The following is a 16,137-nucleotide window of genomic DNA, read 5'->3' as shown; positions in this document are numbered from 1 at the left end:
CACCGGGTCAGGCCTTGCTCATCGTCTGCAGCGCAGCACGCAGCAGGGGCGCGACCTCTGGAACGGGCATCGCCTCGGCCTGCGGGAGGACTGCGGTCACAGCCTGGTCGGCTTCCTTGGCAGACCAGCCGAGACCCACGAGCGCGACCTGGACCTGCACCTTCCAACCGTCGCGAGCGGGGGCCGCGGGCCGGGTCGCGGCTGCGGAGGTGGGTGGACCGATCCGGTCGCGCAGCTCGAGGATGATGCGCTGCGCACCCTTCTGACCGATGCCCGGGACGGCGGTCAGGGTCTTGACGTCGTCACCGGCCACGGCTCGGCGCAGCGTCTCGGGGCGGTGCACCGCCAGCATCGCCTGCGCCAGCTTGGGTCCGACCCCACTGGCGGTCTGGACGAGCTCGAACATCTGCTTCTCGTCGTCGTCGGCGAACCCGAACAGGGTCAGGGAGTCCTCACGCACGACCATGCTGGTGGGCAGGGTGGCCTCGGCGCCGATGCGCAGGCCGGCGATCGTGTCCGGGGTGCACTGCAGCTCCAGTCCCACGCCGCCCACCTCGAGGACGGCGGAGGTCAGGCCCACGGCAGCGACCCTGCCCCGCACGAACGCGATCATCGTGCGCGTCCCGAGGTCGCGTGCACGGCTGTGTGGGCAGCCACGGCCGCCTCGAGGCGGTTGGTCGCGCCCCCACGCCAGATGTGGCAGATGGCCAGAGCCAGGGAGTCGGCCGCGTCAGCCGGTTTCGGCACCTCGGTGAGCCGCAGCAGCCGGGTCACCATGGCTCCGACCTGGGCCTTGTCGGCGCGGCCACTCCCGGTCACCGACGCCTTCACCTCGCTGGGGGTGTGCAGTGCCACCGGGATGCCGCGCCGTGCCGCCACCAGCAGGGCGATGCCGCTGGCCTGGGCGGTGCCCATCACCGTCTTGACGTTGTGCTGGCTGAAGACCCGCTCGACCGCCACAGCGTCGGGCCGGGTCGCGTCGAGCCACTCCTCGAGGCCGGACTCGATCAGGCACAGCCGCTGCGCGAGCGGCATCTGCGCCGAGGTGCGGACCACACCGACGTCGACCAGCGAGAGTGGCCGGCCGACCGAGCCCTCGACTGCACCCACACCGCACCGGGTGAGGCCGGGGTCGATCCCGAGCACACGCATGAAGACTCCTCGCTCGTCCGAACACCTGTTCGCACCACGCTAACCGGGCGACCCCGCCCGGGGCGGCCCGACTCGCCGGGAGCGGGCCCGGAGCCCCTCACGCGTCGAGGGCCGCCAGCACGTCGTCGGGGACGTCGAAGTTGGCGTAGACGTTCTGGACGTCGTCGAGGTCCTCGAGCGCCTCGACCAGCCGGAAGACCTTGCCGGCCCCGTCGGCGTCCAGCTCGACCTGCATGCTCGGCACGAACGAGGCCTCGGCGGAGTCGTAGTCCACGCCCGCGGCCTGCAGCGCGGTGCGTACGGCGACCAGGTCGGTCGGCTCGCTGACCACCTCGAAGGCCTCCCCGTGGTCGTTGACGTCCTCGGCACCGGCCTCCAGCGTGGCCTCGAGGACGTCGTCCTCGTCGACGCGCTTGCCCTCCTGCTCCGCGGGCACCACGACGACGCCCTTGCGGTGGAACAGGTAGGAGACCGAGCCCGGGTCGGCCAGCGAGCCGCCGTTGCGGTTCATCGCCGTCCGGACCTCCATCGCGGCACGGTTCTTGTTGTCGGTGAGGCACTCGATCAGGAACGCCACACCGTTGGGGCCGTAGCCCTCGTACATGATCGTGCTGTAGTCGGCCCCACCCGCCTCGGCGCCCGAGCCGCGCTTGACCGCGCGGTCGATGTTGTCGTTGGGGACCGAGGACTTCTTGGCCTTCTGGATGGCGTCGTAGAGCGTGGGGTTCCCGGAGATGTCCCCTCCGCCCATCCGGGCGGCGACCTCGATGTTCTTGACGAGCTTGGCGAACATCTTGCCGCGCCGGGAGTCGATGACGGCCTTCTTGTGCTTCGTCGTCGCCCACTTGGAGTGACCTGACATCAGCGGTTCCCTTCCGTTGCACGTGCGACTACGAGGTCACAGAAGAGACGGTGGATGCGTACGTCGGATCCCACCTCGGGGTGGAACGACGTCGCCATCAGCGATCCCTGCCGGACGGCGACGATCCTACCCGCGGCAGCGCCGGTGGCGGCCCGGGCAAGCACCTCGACACCAGGTCCGGCCGACTCCACCCAGGGAGCGCGGATGAAGACGGCGTGCACGGGGTCCTCGAGACCGGCGAAGTCGAGCGGCTCCTCGAAGGAGTCGACCTGGCGGCCGAAGGCGTTGCGACGGACGGTGACATCGAGTCCCCCGATGCCCTCCTGGTCGTGAGTGCCGTCCACGACCCGGTCGGCCAGCAGGATCATCCCCGCACAGGTGCCGAAGGCCGGCATCCCGCCCCGGACCCGGTCGCGCAGCGGCTCGAGCAGGTCGAAGATCCGCGCCAGCTTCGCGATCGTGGTCGACTCCCCGCCCGGGATCACCAGGCCGTCACAGCTCGCCAGCTCCTCCGGGCGGCGTACGGCGAACGCCGCGACCTCGAGCTCGGTCAGCACCCGCAGGTGCTCGCGGACGTCGCCCTGGAGGGCGAGTACGCCGACACGGGGCCCCGTCACCGGATCACCGGAACCGGTCGGGCGAGGCGGCCACCGAGGTCCCGATGGGGTGCCTCCCCCGCGGCGGCACCCCACCGGGACTGGTGGGTTGATCGCGCTAGGCGATGCACCGCCAATGGTGGCCTAAAAAACGGGCAGATGCCATCGTTTTCGGCAAAAGTCACAAACCGCGCATAGCGGACGGGATTCGTCACCAGCCGCGTTCGGCCAGCCGGTGCGGCTGCGGGATCTCCTCGACGTTGATGCCGACCATGGCCTCACCGAGCCCGCGGGAGACCTTGGCCACCACATCGGGGTCGTCGTGGAAGGTGGTCGCCTTGACGATCGCCTCGGCACGCTCGGCCGGGTTGCCGGACTTGAAGATGCCCGACCCCACGAAGACCCCTTCGGCCCCGAGCTGCATCAGCAGCGCTGCGTCGGCCGGTGTCGCGATGCCTCCCGCGGTGAACAGCACCACCGGGAGCTTGCCGCTGGACGCTACCTCGGCAACCAGGTCGTAGGGCGCCTGCAGCTCCTTGGCGGCGACGTACAGCTCGTCCTCGGCAAGGGAACCCAGCCGGCGGATCTCGCGGCGAATGGTGCGCATGTGCGTGACGGCGTTGGAGACGTCACCGGTGCCGGCCTCGCCCTTGGAGCGGATCATCGCCGCGCCCTCGGTGATCCTGCGCAGCGCCTCCCCCAGGTTGGTGGCCCCGCAGACGAAGGGAACCGTGAAGGCCCACTTGTCGATGTGGTTGGAGTAGTCGGCCGGGGTGAGCACCTCGGACTCGTCGACGTAGTCCACGCCCAGGCTCTGCAGCACCTGCGCCTCGGCGAAGTGCCCGATCCTGGCCTTGGCCATCACCGGGATGCTGACGGCTTCGATGATGCCGTCGATCATGTCCGGGTCACTCATCCGCGAGACGCCGCCCTGGGCCCTGATGTCGGCGGGGACGCGCTCGAGCGCCATCACGGCGACGGCGCCCGCGTCCTCGGCGATCTTCGCCTGCTCGGCGGTGACCACGTCCATGATCACCCCGCCCTTGAGCATCTCGGCCATGCCGCGCTTGACGCGCGAGGTGCCTGTCTCGGGAGAGCTCTGGGTGATCGAGGGGTCCTGGGTCATAGTCGAAGCCTACGACTGCGTCACACCACGACCACCGCCGGTCGTCAGTCCTGGCGCTCCGCGGCCAACGCCTGCTGGCGCACCATCAGGATGCGGCGGGCGACGGTCTCGGTGCTGGCCAGGGCCAGCGCCCACAAGGTGACCAGCATCAGGATCGGCAGGTCGAAGATCGCACCGAGGCCGGTCATCACCAAGATGGCCACGAGCCGGTCCGCCCGCTCGGCGATCCCACCCTTGGCCTGCATCCCCAGGGATTCCGCCCGGGCCCGCGCATAGCTGGTCACGGCGCCCATCACCAGGCAGTAGAGCGAGAGGCACAGGTAGAGGTAGCTGTCCCCCGGCCCGGCGAAGTAGAGCACCAGGCCACCGAAGATGGCTGCGTCACCGATCCGGTCGAGCGTGGAGTCGAAGAAGGCACCGAACTTGGACGTGCGGCCGGTGGCGCGGGCCATCGCACCGTCGACGAGGTCGCTGAACACGAAGGCGGTGATCACCAGGACGCCGGTGAGCAGCTTGCCCTGGGGGAAGAACACCAGGGCGCCGGCGCTGACACCCAGGGTGCCGACGAGCGTGACCGCGTCCGGACTGATCCCCAGCCTGATGAAGGCGTTCACGATCGGCGCCAGCATGACGCTCTGCCAGAAGTGCTTGAACCGGTCCAACATGTCGCGATGAGGCTACCGTCCGGCAGTCGGCCTGCTTGCGCAGGGCGTACGGTCTGGTCACGGAGCCATTCAGGCTTCCCATGAAAAGGGTCCCGATGAGCGACAAGTCGCCTCGCCAGAGCATGACCAAGAAGACCGGCAAGTCCATCAAGGAGAAGCGGGCCGCCAAGCGGGAAGGCACTCAGGACACCCCCCTCGCCAAGACCCCCCAGGTCGGCAAGAAGCGTTGAGTTCCGCGGCGCTACGCCTGGGAGTCATCGGTTCGTCGTCGAAGGAGAACGAGCACCGGCTCCCGCTCCACCCCGACCACCTCGACCGGATCCCGAGCGAGCTCCGGCGACTCATCACCCTCGAGCACGGCTTCGGCGCACGCTTCCGACGCACCGACGCCGAGCTCGCGGGGCTCGTGGCGGGTTTCGCGACGCGTGAGGAGATCCTCGCCGACTCCGACGTCGTGCTCCTGCCCAAGCCGCAGCCCTCGGACGTCGAGGCCATGCGCCCCGGGTCCGTGTTGTGGGGTTGGCCGCACTGCGTCCAGGACCCGGTCGTGACCCAGATCGCGATCGACCGGCAGCTCACCCTGATCGCATTCGAGGTGATGAACCACTGGACTGTCGATGGCAACGTCGGACTGCACGTGTTCCACAAGAACAACGAGCTGGCCGGCTACTGCTCGGTGCTGCAGGCACTGGAGCTGACCGGTTCGACAGGAGACTACGGTCGTCGGCTGCAGGCGGTGGTGATCGGGTTCGGCGCGACTGCTCGAGGGGCGGTCACCGCCCTGAACGCGCACGGGATCCACCAGGTGGCCGTGCTCACCAACCGAGGAGTGGCCGCAGTCGGCTCCCCGATCCATTCCGTGCAGATCCGGCAGTTCGACCACGACCCTGAGCCGCCGTACAAGAGCCACGTGATCACCGAGCGTGGCCGGACGCCGCTGGCGGACTACCTCGCCGAGAACGACATCGTCGTCAACTGCACGCTCCAGGACACCGCCGCACCACTCATGTTCCTGTCCCTCGACGACCTTGCCGGGTTCCGCCAGGGCAGCCTGGTCGTCGACGTCTCGTGCGACGAGGGAATGGGGTTCGAGTGGGCCAGGCCCACCTCGTTCGAGGACCCGATGTTCACGGTGGCCGACAAGATCGACTACTACGCGGTCGACCACTCCCCGTCGTACCTGTGGAACTCGGCGACCTGGGAGAACAGCGAGGCGCTGCTGCCCTTCCTGCCGGTCGTGCTGGCCGGACCCGCAGCCTGGGACGCGAACGAGACGATCAGTCGGGCGATCGAGGTGCGGGACGGCCACGTCGTCAACCCGGCGATCCTGAGCTTCCAGGGGCGCAGGGCCGAGCACCCGCACGAGGTCAGCTGACCGGATCCACCCAGGCGCCGGCCAGCAGGTCCCGCGTGTCCTGCAGCAGCTCGGGCAGGGTCTTGGTCTGGCCGATGATCGGCATGAAGTTCTGGTCGCCCAGCCAGCGCGGCACCACGTGCTGGTGCAGGTGCGCGGCGATCCCGGCCCCTGCGACGGCACCCTGGTTCATCCCCACGTTGAAGCCCTGGGCGCCCGAGACGCTGCGCAGCGTGGTCATCGCGCTCTTGGTCAGCCCGGCGATCTCGGCGACCTCGGCCTCGGTGGTCTCGGTGTACTGCGCGATGTGCCGGTAGGGGCAGACCATCAGGTGACCGGGCGCGTAGGGGTAGAGGTTGAGCACGACGTAGGCCAGCTCACCGCGGTGTACGACGAGGCCCTCGGCGTCCCCGAGCGAGGGGATCCGGCAGAACGGGCACTCCCCCGCGGTGTCGTCGGCCGGCTTGCTCTCCCCGCGGATGTAGGCCATCCGGTGGGGTGTCCAGAGCCGGTCGAGCCCGTCGGGCTCGCCGATGCCGTCCTGGCGGATCACCCGGTCGCTGCCCTGGCTCACACCTGCACCCTGGCCGCGACCGCCTCCGCGACGCGGGCGATGGCCTCCTCGATCGGGACGCCGTTGTCCTGGCGCCCGTCGCGGTAGCGGAAGCTCACGGCGCCCGCCTCGACGTCGTTGTCGCCCGCGATCACCATGAACGGGACCTTCTGCAGCTGCGCGTTGCGGATCTTCTTCTGCATCCGGTCGTCGGAGTCGTCGACCTCCACGCGGATCCCCTGCGACCGCATCTGGGCGGCAATCCCGGCGAGGTAGTCGTTGTGCCGCTCGGCGATCGGGATCCCCTGCACCTGCACCGGCGCGAGCCAGGGAGGGAACGCTCCGGCGTAGTGCTCGGTGAGCACCCCCATGAACCGCTCGATCGAGCCGAACTTGGCCGAGTGGATCATCACCGGCTGCTGCCGGGTGCCGTCGGCGGCGACGTACTCGAGGTTGAACCGCTCGGCGGAGGGCTGGTTGAAGTCGTACTGGATGGTGGACATCTGCCAGGTGCGGCCGATGGCGTCGCGGGCCTGCACGGAGACCTTGGGCCCGTAGTAGGCCGCCCCGCCCGGGTCCGGGACGAGCTCGAGGCCGGTCTCGGTGCACACGTCCTCGAGGACCTTGGTCGCCACGGCCCAGTCCTCGTCGGACCCGATGAACTTGTCCTTCGACGCGTCGCGCGTGGACAGCTCGAGGTAGAAGTCGTCGAGCCCGAAGTCGCGGAGCAGACTGAGCACGAACCCGAGCAGGTGCCTGATCTCGTCGGGAGCCTGCTCGGCGGTGACGTAGGAGTGGGAGTCGTCCTGGGCGAAGCCGCGCACCCGGGTGAGCCCGTGGACCACACCGGACTTCTCGTGCCGGTAAACGTGCCCGAACTCGAACAGGCGCAGGGGCAGCTCACGGTAGGAGCGCTGCCGCGAGCGGAAGATCAGGTTGTGCATCGGGCAGTTCATCGCCTTGAGCCGGTAGTCCTGGCCGTCGACGTCGAGTGCCGGGAACATCCCCTCGCCGTAGTACGGCAGGTGCCCGGAGGTGTGGAAGAGCCCCTCCTTGGCGATGTGCGGCGTACCGACGTACTCGAAGCCCTCCTCGATGTGACGGCGACGGACGTAGTCCTCCATCTCGCGCTTGATCACCCCGCCCTTGGGGTGGAACACCGGGAGTCCCGAGCCGATCTCGTCGGGGAAGCTGAACAGGTCGAGGTCGCGCCCGAGCTTGCGGTGGTCGCGGCGCTCAGCCTCCTCGATCCGGTGGAGGTGCGCGTCCAGGGCCTCCTTGCTCTCCCAGGCGGTCCCGTAGATGCGCTGCAGCTGCTTGTTCTTCTCGTTGCCGCGCCAGTACGCCGCCGCGCTCCGCATCAGCTTGAACGCGGGGATCCGCTTCGTGGTGGGCAGGTGGGGCCCGCGGCAGAGGTCCTTCCAGGCCACCTCGCCCTTGCGGTTGACGTTGTCGTAGATCGTCAGCTCACCGGCGCCGACCTCGGCGCTGGCTCCCTCCGCGGCCTCGCCCGCCGACCCCTTCAGCCCGATCAGCTCGAGCTTGTAGGGCTCCGCGGAGAGCTCGGTCCTCGCGTCGTCGTCGGAGACCGCACGGCGTTCGAACCGCTGGTTCTCCTTGATGATCTTGCGCATCCGGGACTCGATCTTCTCGAGGTCCTCGGGCACGAACGGCGTCTCGACGTCGAAGTCGTAGTAGAAGCCGTTCTCGATCGGCGGCCCGATGCCGAGCTTGGCGTCGGGGAACAGGTCCTGCACGGCCTGGGCCAGCACGTGGGCGGTGGAGTGACGCAGGATGTCGCGCCCGTCGGGGCTCTCGATGCTCACCGGCTGCACCTCGTCACCGTCGCCGAGCACGTGGGAGAGGTCACGCAGCGCGTCGCCGACCCGGACGGCGATCACGTCGGGGGTCTCGGTGAACAGCTCCCAGGCCTTGGTCCCGTCGGTCACCGTCCGGTCCTCGCACGCGGCGGCCCCGTCGTCAGGGACGAGATGGACGAGGATGTCGGACACGAGGCGGGCTCCCTGACGTGGTGGGGGGTGCGAGATGGAGGCTTCTGCCGGGGGCAGCGCAGCCTGGAGCGATCGTATCGACGTGCGCCCCGGACGCGGTACCGGGATTGCCGCCGGCGATCCGCCACAACGCACAGAGCCCGGCCGCTGGGGCCGGGCTCGGTGCAACTGGTGGGCGATACTGGGTTCGAACCAGTGACCTCTTCGGTGTGAACGAAGCGCGCTACCACTGCGCCAATCGCCCGGGGATACCCCGGAGCATCCCTGCTGTCGGGCGAGTTATCGCCGACGGGATGATCCGGAGGAACCTTAGCGCAGGTTCCGGCGTGGTTCGACACGGGGTCACGCCACCCGGTTGGCGCTCCAGGTCCCATAGCCGTTCGACCGGAAAGACCTCGCATTTGGGCTATTGCTGACTAGACCACTGACAACCGAAAATAGACCAGCAGCGTGAGAAAGTTAGACCACTCGTGGGATAAAACGGACATATCGGTAGAAGCCCTGTGCGACTTCCCATTCGCGCCCCAGAATCAACTCATCGCGTGGAGGGCGCGTTGGGGTTTCTGGAGGGAGACCCCGATGAGAGCAAGGGGAGTTTCGATGAAGCAGACGAAGACCGCTCAGGTCGTCACCGAGAACGTCGAGCTGGAGTTCGTGGACCCGCAGGGCGAAGCCACCTCGATCGAGGCGGACCTGGTCTTCGACCCGGCCGACCCGTACGCCGTGACCATGGTGTTCCGGACCGGCGTGCAGGAGGTCCTGTGGACCTTCGGTCGTGAGCTCCTCGTCGACGGGCGCTACGAGCCCACCGGCGACGGCGACGTCCACGTCTGGCCCTGCCTGAGCTCCGACGGCTGCGCCGTGGTGATCATCGAGCTGTGCTCCCCCGACGGCGAGCTGCTCGTCCAGGCCGCGGCGCGCAGCGTCGACCGGTTCGTCACCGCGATGCTCGCCTCGGTCCCCGACGGCCAGGAGAGCGCATTCGTCGACTTCGACGACGAGCTCGCCTCGATCCTCAGCATCTGACGCACCCGCCCACAGCGCGGCGACCCGTCCTCACGGGTCGGGGTGCTGTGCCTGCCTGGTCGACCAGGTGGCCATCAGCTCACGAGTGACCGGTCCGGGCGCTTCCAGCACGCGGTCGTCGATGCGCTCGACTCCCTGCACGTCGCGCGTCGTCGACAGCAGAAAGATCTCGTCTGCGGTGTCGAGCACCTCGATCGGCTCGTCGACCTCAGTGACGTCGTACCACTCCAGCAGCAGGGCCCTGGTGACCCCGGCGAGGCATCCGGAGGCCAACGTCGGGGTGCGAACCTCACCGCCGACGACGTAACCGATGTTCGAGCCCGTGCCCTCGCACAGGTTCCCGGCCAGGTTCGCGAAGATCGCCTCGCCAGCCCCTCGCCGGGCCGCCTCCGCGAGCGCCACCACGTTCTCGGCGTACGACGTGGTCTTGACCCCCGACAGGGCCCCTCGCTCGTTGCGTGGCCACTGCACGCGCGCCACGGCTGCTGTGGGGGATGCCGCGCTCATCGGGGCAGCCAGCACCACCACCGTGGGTGGCCCGTCTCCCCTGCCGGAGCCCAGCGGAGCCGCACCGGCGGTGTAGGTGACCCGGAGCCGTCCCAGCTCGAGGTGTTCGCGTGCGAGCACCTCGGAGACCCCGGACCGGATCTCCCCCAGGTCCGGACCGGACAGGCCCAGCGCCGCCGCGGAGCGGCCCAGCCGCTCCAGGTGCCGGGTCAACGCGAACGGCTCCCCGTCGACGACCTTGATCGACTCGAAGACCCCGTCCCCGACGGTGAATCCGTGGTCGGTGACGCCGATGACAGGCTCGTCCGGATCCTCGAGCAATCGGCCGTTCACCCAAGCGCGCATGGGTCGAGATTAGCCCGTGGCACAGGGGAAACAGGGCTGTCCGAGGCGCGAAGGATGCCCCGAGTTTGTAGCCGTTCAGACATCGGCTATGGTTTCCCACGCAACGCCGGTTCGCCGGCAAGCAAGCGGACGTAGCTCAGTTGGTAGAGCGCAACCTTGCCAAGGTTGAGGTCGCGAGTTCGAGTCTCGTCGTCCGCTCGGAGTAAAGCCGAAGCCTCCACGGTGGGTTGGCCGAGAGGCGAGGCAACGGACTGCAAATCCGTCTACACGGGTTCAAATCCCGTACCCACCTCGATTCGTTAGAGTGCAACATCCAGGGCGATTGGCGCAGTGGTAGCGCGCTTCCTTGACACGGAAGAGGTCACTGGTTCAAACCCAGTATCGCCCACCAGAGAAACAGCAGGTCAGAGGCCCTTTCGGGGGCCTCTTTCTGTATCCCGTGCAGGATACGTGCGGAATTACTCCGGGTAGGTCCGAGGCGCCAGCACTCGGAGGAACCCGTCGATGAGCGCACTCAGCGCCCTGCACAGCACTGTCGGCGCTCCATGCTCAGAAAATCAGTCGACCTCGCCTGGTGCTGCAACACCGGACGAGGTCTAGGAACCACGCGCCCCAAGGAGGCACGCGAAACCATGAACACATTGTCATCCACATCAGCACCATCCAGAGAACCCGTTGCTACCGTCCAACAGACCGCTCGCTTCACTTGGCGCGAGCTGCTCGGCCCGTACGAAACCGTGCCCGGCTGGACCGGTGGCATCCGCCCGTCCGACGCGGACCGGGACAACTTGAGCTTCGGCAGCACGCCACTGCGTCATCACGTGGCGGCGGAGACCACGGCAGACGGAATCTTGCTCTGGAACCGGACGCTCGACGAAGAGTCTGGCGACCTCATCATGCTTACGGGTCAGGACTGCGCCGAGGAACGACAGGTCGTCCAAAACGCCACATGGATGACCAGTTGCGGGGCGGTGCAGTATTCGGTTGCTCGCACCGGCATGAAGGGCTGGAAGCTGCGACCCGACTACAAGTTCAGGATGGGTGGCCGCGTGGGGGACCTGATGTTCACTTGGGTGTTGCCGAACGACCGCGATGTCGAAGGGGTGCGCCGATGACCAACACGATCGCCACCGGCACCCAACTCCGCGGCGACGTCTGCCCGCCCTGGTGCGGGGGGCGAGCACGAGGTTGACCGCACCGAGAGCACCCACCCCGAGGACCGAGGGAGCTGGCATCACACCCCCTTGATCGACGCCTGGACCGCAGCCCAAGGGGCGGGGATGTTCGGGTCATCGTGACGGGCTTCCGTCATGGCGACGGAACAGACTCCGCTGCCTGCATCTCGGCCACAGCGGACCTGAGCTTGATGGAGGTGGGGGACGCCCGCCGCCTCGGCTGGGCGCTCCTGCTGGCCGCGGACTTGATGGAGGGGCGGGCATGAGCGCCACGACGCCGGGCACCAGCACCATCCGCTGGGCCGACCCCGTCGCCACTGACCGAGTCGGCACCTGGTCTGGGGAGCTAACGCTGAGGCGCGCCCACTCTCCGAAGGCCGGCGACCTCGTGGCGGTTGAGTGGGCGGGAAACGAGTCCCTCCTTTTGACCCGCGAAGAGGCAGCGGAACTCGCCGAGGCACTTCGGACGGTCTCCGGCATGGCAAGCGCACCGCGCACGGCTCAGTACCTCGCGCAGGCAGTTCGAGAAGGCATCGCGGATCGCGGACGAACGCTCAAAGAAGTCTGCGCGGCCACGGGGATCACCAGATACCGGCTCCGCCTGCTCCTCACGGGCAGGCGCGCGATGACCCAAGAAGAGCTCGTAGCCATCTCCGGCGAGGCGTCATGACCGCCGCAACCGACGAGAGCTCACCGACCTGGATGCATTGGTGGTGAAGAGCAGCGAGGCGAGTACGCCTCAAGCCATGGCCTGCGAGTGCGCCGTCTGGTGGCGCACCGAGGAGAAGTGTCGTGGAGAGCACCACGCAGACGTCAACGACACAGTGCCGGCAACAGCAGATATCCCGCGTGCGTCGCTGTACGGCGGCTTCTGGTTTCCGGGCGTCAAGGTCGCGATCGGCTGGGACACCCTCGACCACGAGCAGCCCTGCGTCTGGCTCCACATCGGCGGAGAAGCCGTCGATGAGCAGGTCAACCTCCACATCCACCAGGCGAAGGAGTTGGTGGAGAACCTGCACACCGCCGTCGCCACTCTTGAGGGGCGTCTGCCGTGAGCGCGCCCAGCTACACCTGCCCGGACTGGTGCAAGGACCGCGTGGTCATGGTCGACACCAGCTATCACAACTCCGGAGATTGGATCGTGCATGATCACGTGCTCGTCGTGACGGGTCCGGGAGACAGCCCCTATGGGGTGGAGCCGGCAGGCGTCTATTTCTTCGGAGAACGCGAGCCCTTCCCCGCGCGGCCCTTCAGTGCGGAAGAGGCTGAAGCCAAGGTGCTGGAGCTGCGTGAGGACATCGCGAAGCGAACCGAGATCGCGGATGCCCTGAGCACCGCGGTCCAGTACGTGCGCGAGGCCCAGCTCTGCCCGATCCCGGAGCCCCAACCGTGAACGCCCCTTACTCCCCCGGCCGTTCCCCACCATCGAGCCCGCCTCCTGAGGCGGGCTGAACAAGGTGGTCGCCACCCGACCACCTTGTTCGCGCGACGTCGTCCCCCCGACCAGCAAGGAACACCATGCCCGACTCCCCCACCGTCGAGATCCTCGACGTCACACCCGAGATGGCTAAAACCTGGCTTTCCCGGAACCCGAACAACCGGAACCTGCGCGGCCAGGTCATCGCCTCCTACGCCAGGGACATGGCATCGGGCTCCTGGGGTGCTCAACGGGGAGACGGTGAAGATCTCCTCCACCGGCCACCTGCTCGAAGGCCAGCACCGCCTCAGCGCGGTCGTCCAGGCCAGCGTCACCGTGCCCATGATCGTGGTCAGCAACATCCCGCCTGAGGTGATGGCCACCGTCGACGCTGGGGCGAAGCGGACGTACGCCGACGCGCTCAAGCTCCAGGGGGAGGAGAACACCAGCGGTTACACGACGTGCGGTTCTGTGGTCAGGGGGCTACAGGACCAAGACGGGCTCGATGACGCCGACCGCGCTCGAGATGAACGAGTTCCTTGCCCAGAACCGAGGCATACGGACGTCAGCCGAAGTCGCGGTGAAGATCGCCAATCGCACGCTGCTGCCCGCAAGCATCATCGGGCTGTGCCACTGGCTGTTCAGCGACTACGAACCTGACGACGCCGGCTGGTTCCTCGCACGCCTGGCAGACGGCGACGGGCTCGCGGCCGAGGACCCGATCGCAGCCTTGCGCAACCGCATAGTGAAGATGCGGGTCGGCGGCGGCAGGGTCAACGAGACCGAGGCCCTAGCGCTTGTGATCATGGCCTGGAACGCGCGACGAGCCGGCGAGAAACGGAGCAAGCTTCAGTTGCCGCGGGGTGGGCTCAAGTCGGATAACTTCCCGGAGCCGCGGTGAGCGCCCTCACCCTTCGGGCGTGGGCAACTCCGGATCAGATGCCCCGTCGGCCGGCGGCAGCGCTGCGTCTCGGCTGCTGCCCAGGGGGCCTTCCACCTGCTTGTAACCCTGCACGTGGTGGACGAATGTGCCTTCCGCGCCAGCCTCTACGATTGCCGGAAGGCGGTCCATTGCAGTTCGCAGCTCCGTATCAGTCTCGACCGAGATGGCGATCTTCAGTGTTCGCGTCCCGCGTCGTGACTCACGGAAGTTCACTTCAATCTGGTTGGTGGCTCCGCGCCGAAAGAGTCCCTTAGCCGCGTCGTAGATAATCGAGGCGGCGATGTTAGGGCCGACCCCCATCACAAATTCGAGCGCGAGATCGAATACAACTTTCACTTGCGGTATCGCAGACAGCTGATAGAGGCGTCCACCAGCCGCACTGTTGTCAAGGCGGCGCAGAACCGAGACCGCTTCCGCTATCTGTTGATCCGTGTAGTGATGGGCGTCTGCGCTCACGACCACTTCGCCGCTAGGCATCTCGTCGACGCCTTCCAGGGGAGTCATGAAGGCGATTGACATCCCACCGAGCCCCTCCACACCGGCGGCCCGCAGTTCAGCCTGATACTCGTTCCAAGTGTCTTCGTCGACATCCACCTCCGCCCACGCTTGGAGAAAGCCATCCGTTCCTCGGGTCGTCCCGCTACTGACCACATGGGAGGCGAGGGGGCGGCCACCATCGTGACGCACATGCATGGGAATCTCGTTCCTCCCCAAGGCGTCGGCCAATCCAATAATCGCTTTTTCGCTAAGGGCCAAGCCGCCATAGGCTTCGATCGGGCGACTGGTTGCGACGATCGCGCGGACGCGGGCGAGAGGCATGTTTTGTGGATACCACGAAAGTTGGGAGTGATCCTCCTGCGAAATTCCGCCCTGAGACAGAGGCACCGCGACTGACGCAGTTGGATGCAGCGGCGATCCTCGGCTGCCACCCTTCGAACGTGCCCAAGCTCGTCGCTAGGGGCCAACTGACCTCCACCGGCAAGCGCGGCGCCTCCCTGGACCGCGCACAGGTCGAGGCCCTGGCCGACCGCCGGGCGTCCGAGCGTTCGGCCCGACCCCGAGGCCGCCTGGGCGCCAGCGGGTCGACCACCGCCCCGACGCCGACCACGAGTGGCTCAGTCCCCGAGAGGTCGCCGAGCTCCTCGGAGTCACCACGCCGGCGGGCATCGGTCGTATCAAGCGAGAGCGGATGCCGGCGGTCGAGAGCGGTGGGCGCTTCTGGGTGCGGCGGGATCTGCTCGAGCAGGTGGAGGCAGCGCGGCTAGTTCGAAGGACGAGGCGGTTGTAGTTGCCGCGTGCGGCAAGGGGAGCGCTAGGTCTTGCTGCTTCGAAGGAGGGACAATATCTGCTCCATCATGACCGGAGTCATCATCCCCGGGGCATCCGCGGGCTCGCCGTTGACGGTCGCCGATTGGCCAAACACCCGAAGCGCCAGCGTCTGCATCACCGCATCTCTCGAAGACTCGTTCAAGGGTGCGCAGAAGTCGGTGATGCTCTTCAGTTGCACCTCCGAAGTTCTGGCCCACTGCGCTACCTGCCTGTGACGCGAAGCCTCCCTCGCCAAATAGCCGGCCAAACCACCACCGGCAAGCAGCACGGCCACATGCTGGATCGCGGACTCGAGCGAGGTGGCCGGGCCCAGCAGTCCCGCACCGCCCACCGCGATCAGCACACCAGTCGCCACCAGCACCACGATGGCGAAGATTCGGAAGACTTGCGCGGTGGCGCCTTCCTCGTCTGACATGCGCTTGAAATGCGCTCCGAGTTCGAGGCTGCCCACATCCCCGGCTACTTGCTTCAGGTTCTCGCGGACCGACTCGTATTCAGCAAGCTGCGCTTCCTGCTGCACCGCACGGTCCTTGATTCTGTCAATCAGGTGTAGTTGCTGATACTTCGCCTGCTGCGAGGTGACGATGGCCAGATACGGGGCGACTTGCGCCGCGGCCTCGTCACTTGGCTCCGACCGCAGCCCCACCTCTATCTCCCCCAGGATCGGTGGTACGTGATTTAGAAAGCCTGTGCGGATCGAATCGAGATCCCGGTCGATACGCTCCCGAGTGAGCACGTCGTAAGCTAACTGGGTCAAATCGAGCAGTCCCTGGACGGATTCTTGCGTACAAAAATCTAGCAACGAGACGGCGCTACCCGTCCCAAAGAAGTCATGGCCCTTCGCCAAGGAGGCGACATCGTCCAGAAGGTCGGCGAAGTCAATGGGGAGCCCGGCCGGGACGGGAAAGCTAGTCGTGCGAAGCATGGACCGCATTTCGTCCGCTAGGCGGCCGATCTCGCGTACCCCTTCGGAACGTGAATCGTCGGGAGATGGAAAGAGTACGGTCACCGCCGCAGGCTATGTCCGGGTGGATTGATACGACTAGTTCGAGTCCGCGGGACGAGTGCTGGGCAC

The 16,137-nt window shown here is 67.4% G+C and carries 19 protein-coding genes and 4 tRNA genes; 11 read left to right on the top strand and 12 right to left on the bottom strand.

The window, feature by feature from the left end; translation table 11 throughout:
* Nucleotides 1-7: 7 nt before the first annotated feature.
* The 6 genes from ruvA to pgsA form a co-directional block, all read right to left on the bottom strand.
* On the bottom strand, nt 8-613 hold the full coding sequence (gene ruvA / locus AC4BGC_RS07510; RefSeq protein WP_490555010.1) for a Holliday junction branch migration protein RuvA: 606 nt from the start codon (nt 611-613) through the stop codon (nt 8-10).
* Entirely contained in the window at nt 610-1,152 is a 543-nt protein-coding gene (ruvC, locus tag AC4BGC_RS07505) for a crossover junction endodeoxyribonuclease RuvC (protein WP_490544518.1), read from the bottom strand. Before ruvC ends, ruvA begins: the two co-directional genes overlap by 4 nt.
* Before the next feature lie 97 nt (nt 1,153-1,249).
* Nucleotides 1,250-2,014 carry a YebC/PmpR family DNA-binding transcriptional regulator gene (locus AC4BGC_RS07500; RefSeq protein WP_490555009.1) on the bottom strand — a complete coding sequence of 255 codons (765 nt, stop codon included), beginning with the start codon at nt 2,012-2,014 and terminating at the stop codon, nt 1,250-1,252.
* Nucleotides 2,014-2,631, bottom strand: a complete 618-nt coding sequence (gene pdxT / locus AC4BGC_RS07495; protein WP_490544520.1) for a pyridoxal 5'-phosphate synthase glutaminase subunit PdxT — start codon at nt 2,629-2,631, stop codon at nt 2,014-2,016. Before pdxT ends, AC4BGC_RS07500 begins: the two co-directional genes overlap by 1 nt.
* A 190-nt stretch (nt 2,632-2,821) precedes the next feature.
* The gene (gene pdxS / locus AC4BGC_RS07490) at nt 2,822-3,736 is read right to left on the bottom strand and encodes a pyridoxal 5'-phosphate synthase lyase subunit PdxS (protein ID WP_490544521.1); all 915 of its coding nucleotides are present in this window, start codon (nt 3,734-3,736) and stop codon (nt 2,822-2,824) included.
* 44 nt (nt 3,737-3,780) lie between these two features.
* A complete protein-coding gene (gene pgsA / locus AC4BGC_RS07485; protein ID WP_490555008.1) occupies nt 3,781-4,401 on the bottom strand; it encodes a phosphatidylinositol phosphate synthase in 621 nt (206 codons plus the stop codon).
* Nucleotides 4,402-4,496: 95 nt separating this feature from the next.
* Between pgsA and AC4BGC_RS07480 the strand changes: the two genes are divergently transcribed.
* Nucleotides 4,497-4,631 carry a hypothetical protein gene (locus AC4BGC_RS07480; protein WP_490555007.1) on the top strand — a complete coding sequence of 45 codons (135 nt, stop codon included), beginning with the start codon at nt 4,497-4,499 and terminating at the stop codon, nt 4,629-4,631.
* Nucleotides 4,628-5,776 (top strand): N(5)-(carboxyethyl)ornithine synthase, encoded by a 1,149-nt coding sequence (locus AC4BGC_RS07475; protein WP_490555006.1) that lies wholly within the window; start codon nt 4,628-4,630, stop codon nt 5,774-5,776. The genes AC4BGC_RS07480 and AC4BGC_RS07475 overlap by 4 nt, the downstream gene beginning before the upstream one ends.
* Here AC4BGC_RS07475 and AC4BGC_RS07470 read toward each other — a convergent pair.
* The 3 genes from AC4BGC_RS07470 to AC4BGC_RS07460 form a co-directional block, all read right to left on the bottom strand.
* Nucleotides 5,769-6,329 carry an HIT family protein gene (locus AC4BGC_RS07470; RefSeq protein WP_490544527.1) on the bottom strand — a complete coding sequence of 187 codons (561 nt, stop codon included), beginning with the start codon at nt 6,327-6,329 and terminating at the stop codon, nt 5,769-5,771. The two genes, AC4BGC_RS07475 and AC4BGC_RS07470, sit on opposite strands and share 8 nt — an antisense overlap.
* On the bottom strand, nt 6,326-8,257 hold the full coding sequence (thrS, locus tag AC4BGC_RS07465; protein ID WP_490555730.1) for a threonine--tRNA ligase: 1,932 nt from the start codon (nt 8,255-8,257) through the stop codon (nt 6,326-6,328). The genes AC4BGC_RS07470 and thrS overlap by 4 nt, the downstream gene beginning before the upstream one ends.
* A gap of 232 nt (nt 8,258-8,489) precedes the next feature.
* A tRNA-Val gene (locus AC4BGC_RS07460) sits at nt 8,490-8,564 on the bottom strand.
* A gap of 356 nt (nt 8,565-8,920) precedes the next feature.
* Between AC4BGC_RS07460 and AC4BGC_RS07455 the strand changes: the two genes are divergently transcribed.
* Complete coding sequence (locus tag AC4BGC_RS07455) at nt 8,921-9,346, top strand: SsgA family sporulation/cell division regulator (protein WP_490544531.1); 426 nt, start codon at nt 8,921-8,923, stop codon at nt 9,344-9,346.
* A 30-nt stretch (nt 9,347-9,376) separates the two neighbouring features.
* Here AC4BGC_RS07455 and AC4BGC_RS07450 read toward each other — a convergent pair whose 3' ends face one another.
* Nucleotides 9,377-10,198 (bottom strand): aminotransferase class IV, encoded by an 822-nt coding sequence (locus AC4BGC_RS07450; protein WP_490555005.1) that lies wholly within the window; start codon nt 10,196-10,198, stop codon nt 9,377-9,379.
* Nucleotides 10,199-10,323: 125 nt separating this feature from the next.
* On the opposite strand from AC4BGC_RS07450, the gene AC4BGC_RS07445 reads away from it, so the two are divergent.
* From AC4BGC_RS07445 to AC4BGC_RS07410, 8 genes are all read left to right on the top strand, one after another.
* Nucleotides 10,324-10,396, top strand: a tRNA-Gly gene (locus AC4BGC_RS07445).
* Between the two features lie 23 nt (nt 10,397-10,419).
* A tRNA-Cys gene (locus AC4BGC_RS07440) sits at nt 10,420-10,490 on the top strand.
* A 24-nt stretch (nt 10,491-10,514) separates the two neighbouring features.
* Nucleotides 10,515-10,589 (top strand) — tRNA-Val (locus tag AC4BGC_RS07435).
* A 241-nt stretch (nt 10,590-10,830) separates the two neighbouring features.
* The gene (locus AC4BGC_RS07430) at nt 10,831-11,313 is read left to right on the top strand and encodes a hypothetical protein (protein WP_490555004.1); all 483 of its coding nucleotides are present in this window, start codon (nt 10,831-10,833) and stop codon (nt 11,311-11,313) included.
* Nucleotides 11,314-11,635: 322 nt separating this feature from the next.
* Nucleotides 11,636-12,043: a hypothetical protein gene (locus AC4BGC_RS07425; RefSeq protein WP_490555003.1), complete on the top strand. Its 408-nt coding sequence runs from the start codon at nt 11,636-11,638 to the stop codon at nt 12,041-12,043.
* Between the two features lie 40 nt (nt 12,044-12,083).
* A complete protein-coding gene (locus AC4BGC_RS07420; RefSeq protein ID WP_490555002.1) occupies nt 12,084-12,428 on the top strand; it encodes a hypothetical protein in 345 nt (114 codons plus the stop codon).
* Nucleotides 12,425-12,766 carry a hypothetical protein gene (locus AC4BGC_RS07415; RefSeq protein WP_490555001.1) on the top strand — a complete coding sequence of 114 codons (342 nt, stop codon included), beginning with the start codon at nt 12,425-12,427 and terminating at the stop codon, nt 12,764-12,766. The genes AC4BGC_RS07420 and AC4BGC_RS07415 overlap by 4 nt, the downstream gene beginning before the upstream one ends.
* A 529-nt stretch (nt 12,767-13,295) precedes the next feature.
* Nucleotides 13,296-13,691 carry a hypothetical protein gene (locus tag AC4BGC_RS07410; RefSeq protein ID WP_490555000.1) on the top strand — a complete coding sequence of 132 codons (396 nt, stop codon included), beginning with the start codon at nt 13,296-13,298 and terminating at the stop codon, nt 13,689-13,691.
* Nucleotides 13,692-13,697: 6 nt separating this feature from the next.
* On the opposite strand, the gene AC4BGC_RS07405 is transcribed toward AC4BGC_RS07410, so the two are convergent.
* Both AC4BGC_RS07405 and AC4BGC_RS07400 read right to left on the bottom strand, forming a co-directional pair.
* Nucleotides 13,698-14,552, bottom strand: a complete 855-nt coding sequence (locus AC4BGC_RS07405) for a hypothetical protein (RefSeq protein WP_490554999.1) — start codon at nt 14,550-14,552, stop codon at nt 13,698-13,700.
* Between the two features lie 493 nt (nt 14,553-15,045).
* Nucleotides 15,046-16,071 (bottom strand): hypothetical protein, encoded by a 1,026-nt coding sequence (locus AC4BGC_RS07400; RefSeq protein ID WP_490554998.1) that lies wholly within the window; start codon nt 16,069-16,071, stop codon nt 15,046-15,048.
* Nucleotides 16,072-16,137: the final 66 nt, after the last annotated feature.

This window comes from Nocardioides sp. Z38_18, assembly GCF_058215695.1.
Note: the sequence above shows the minus strand (reverse complement) of the source record. Positions and strands in the feature narration are given on the sequence as shown.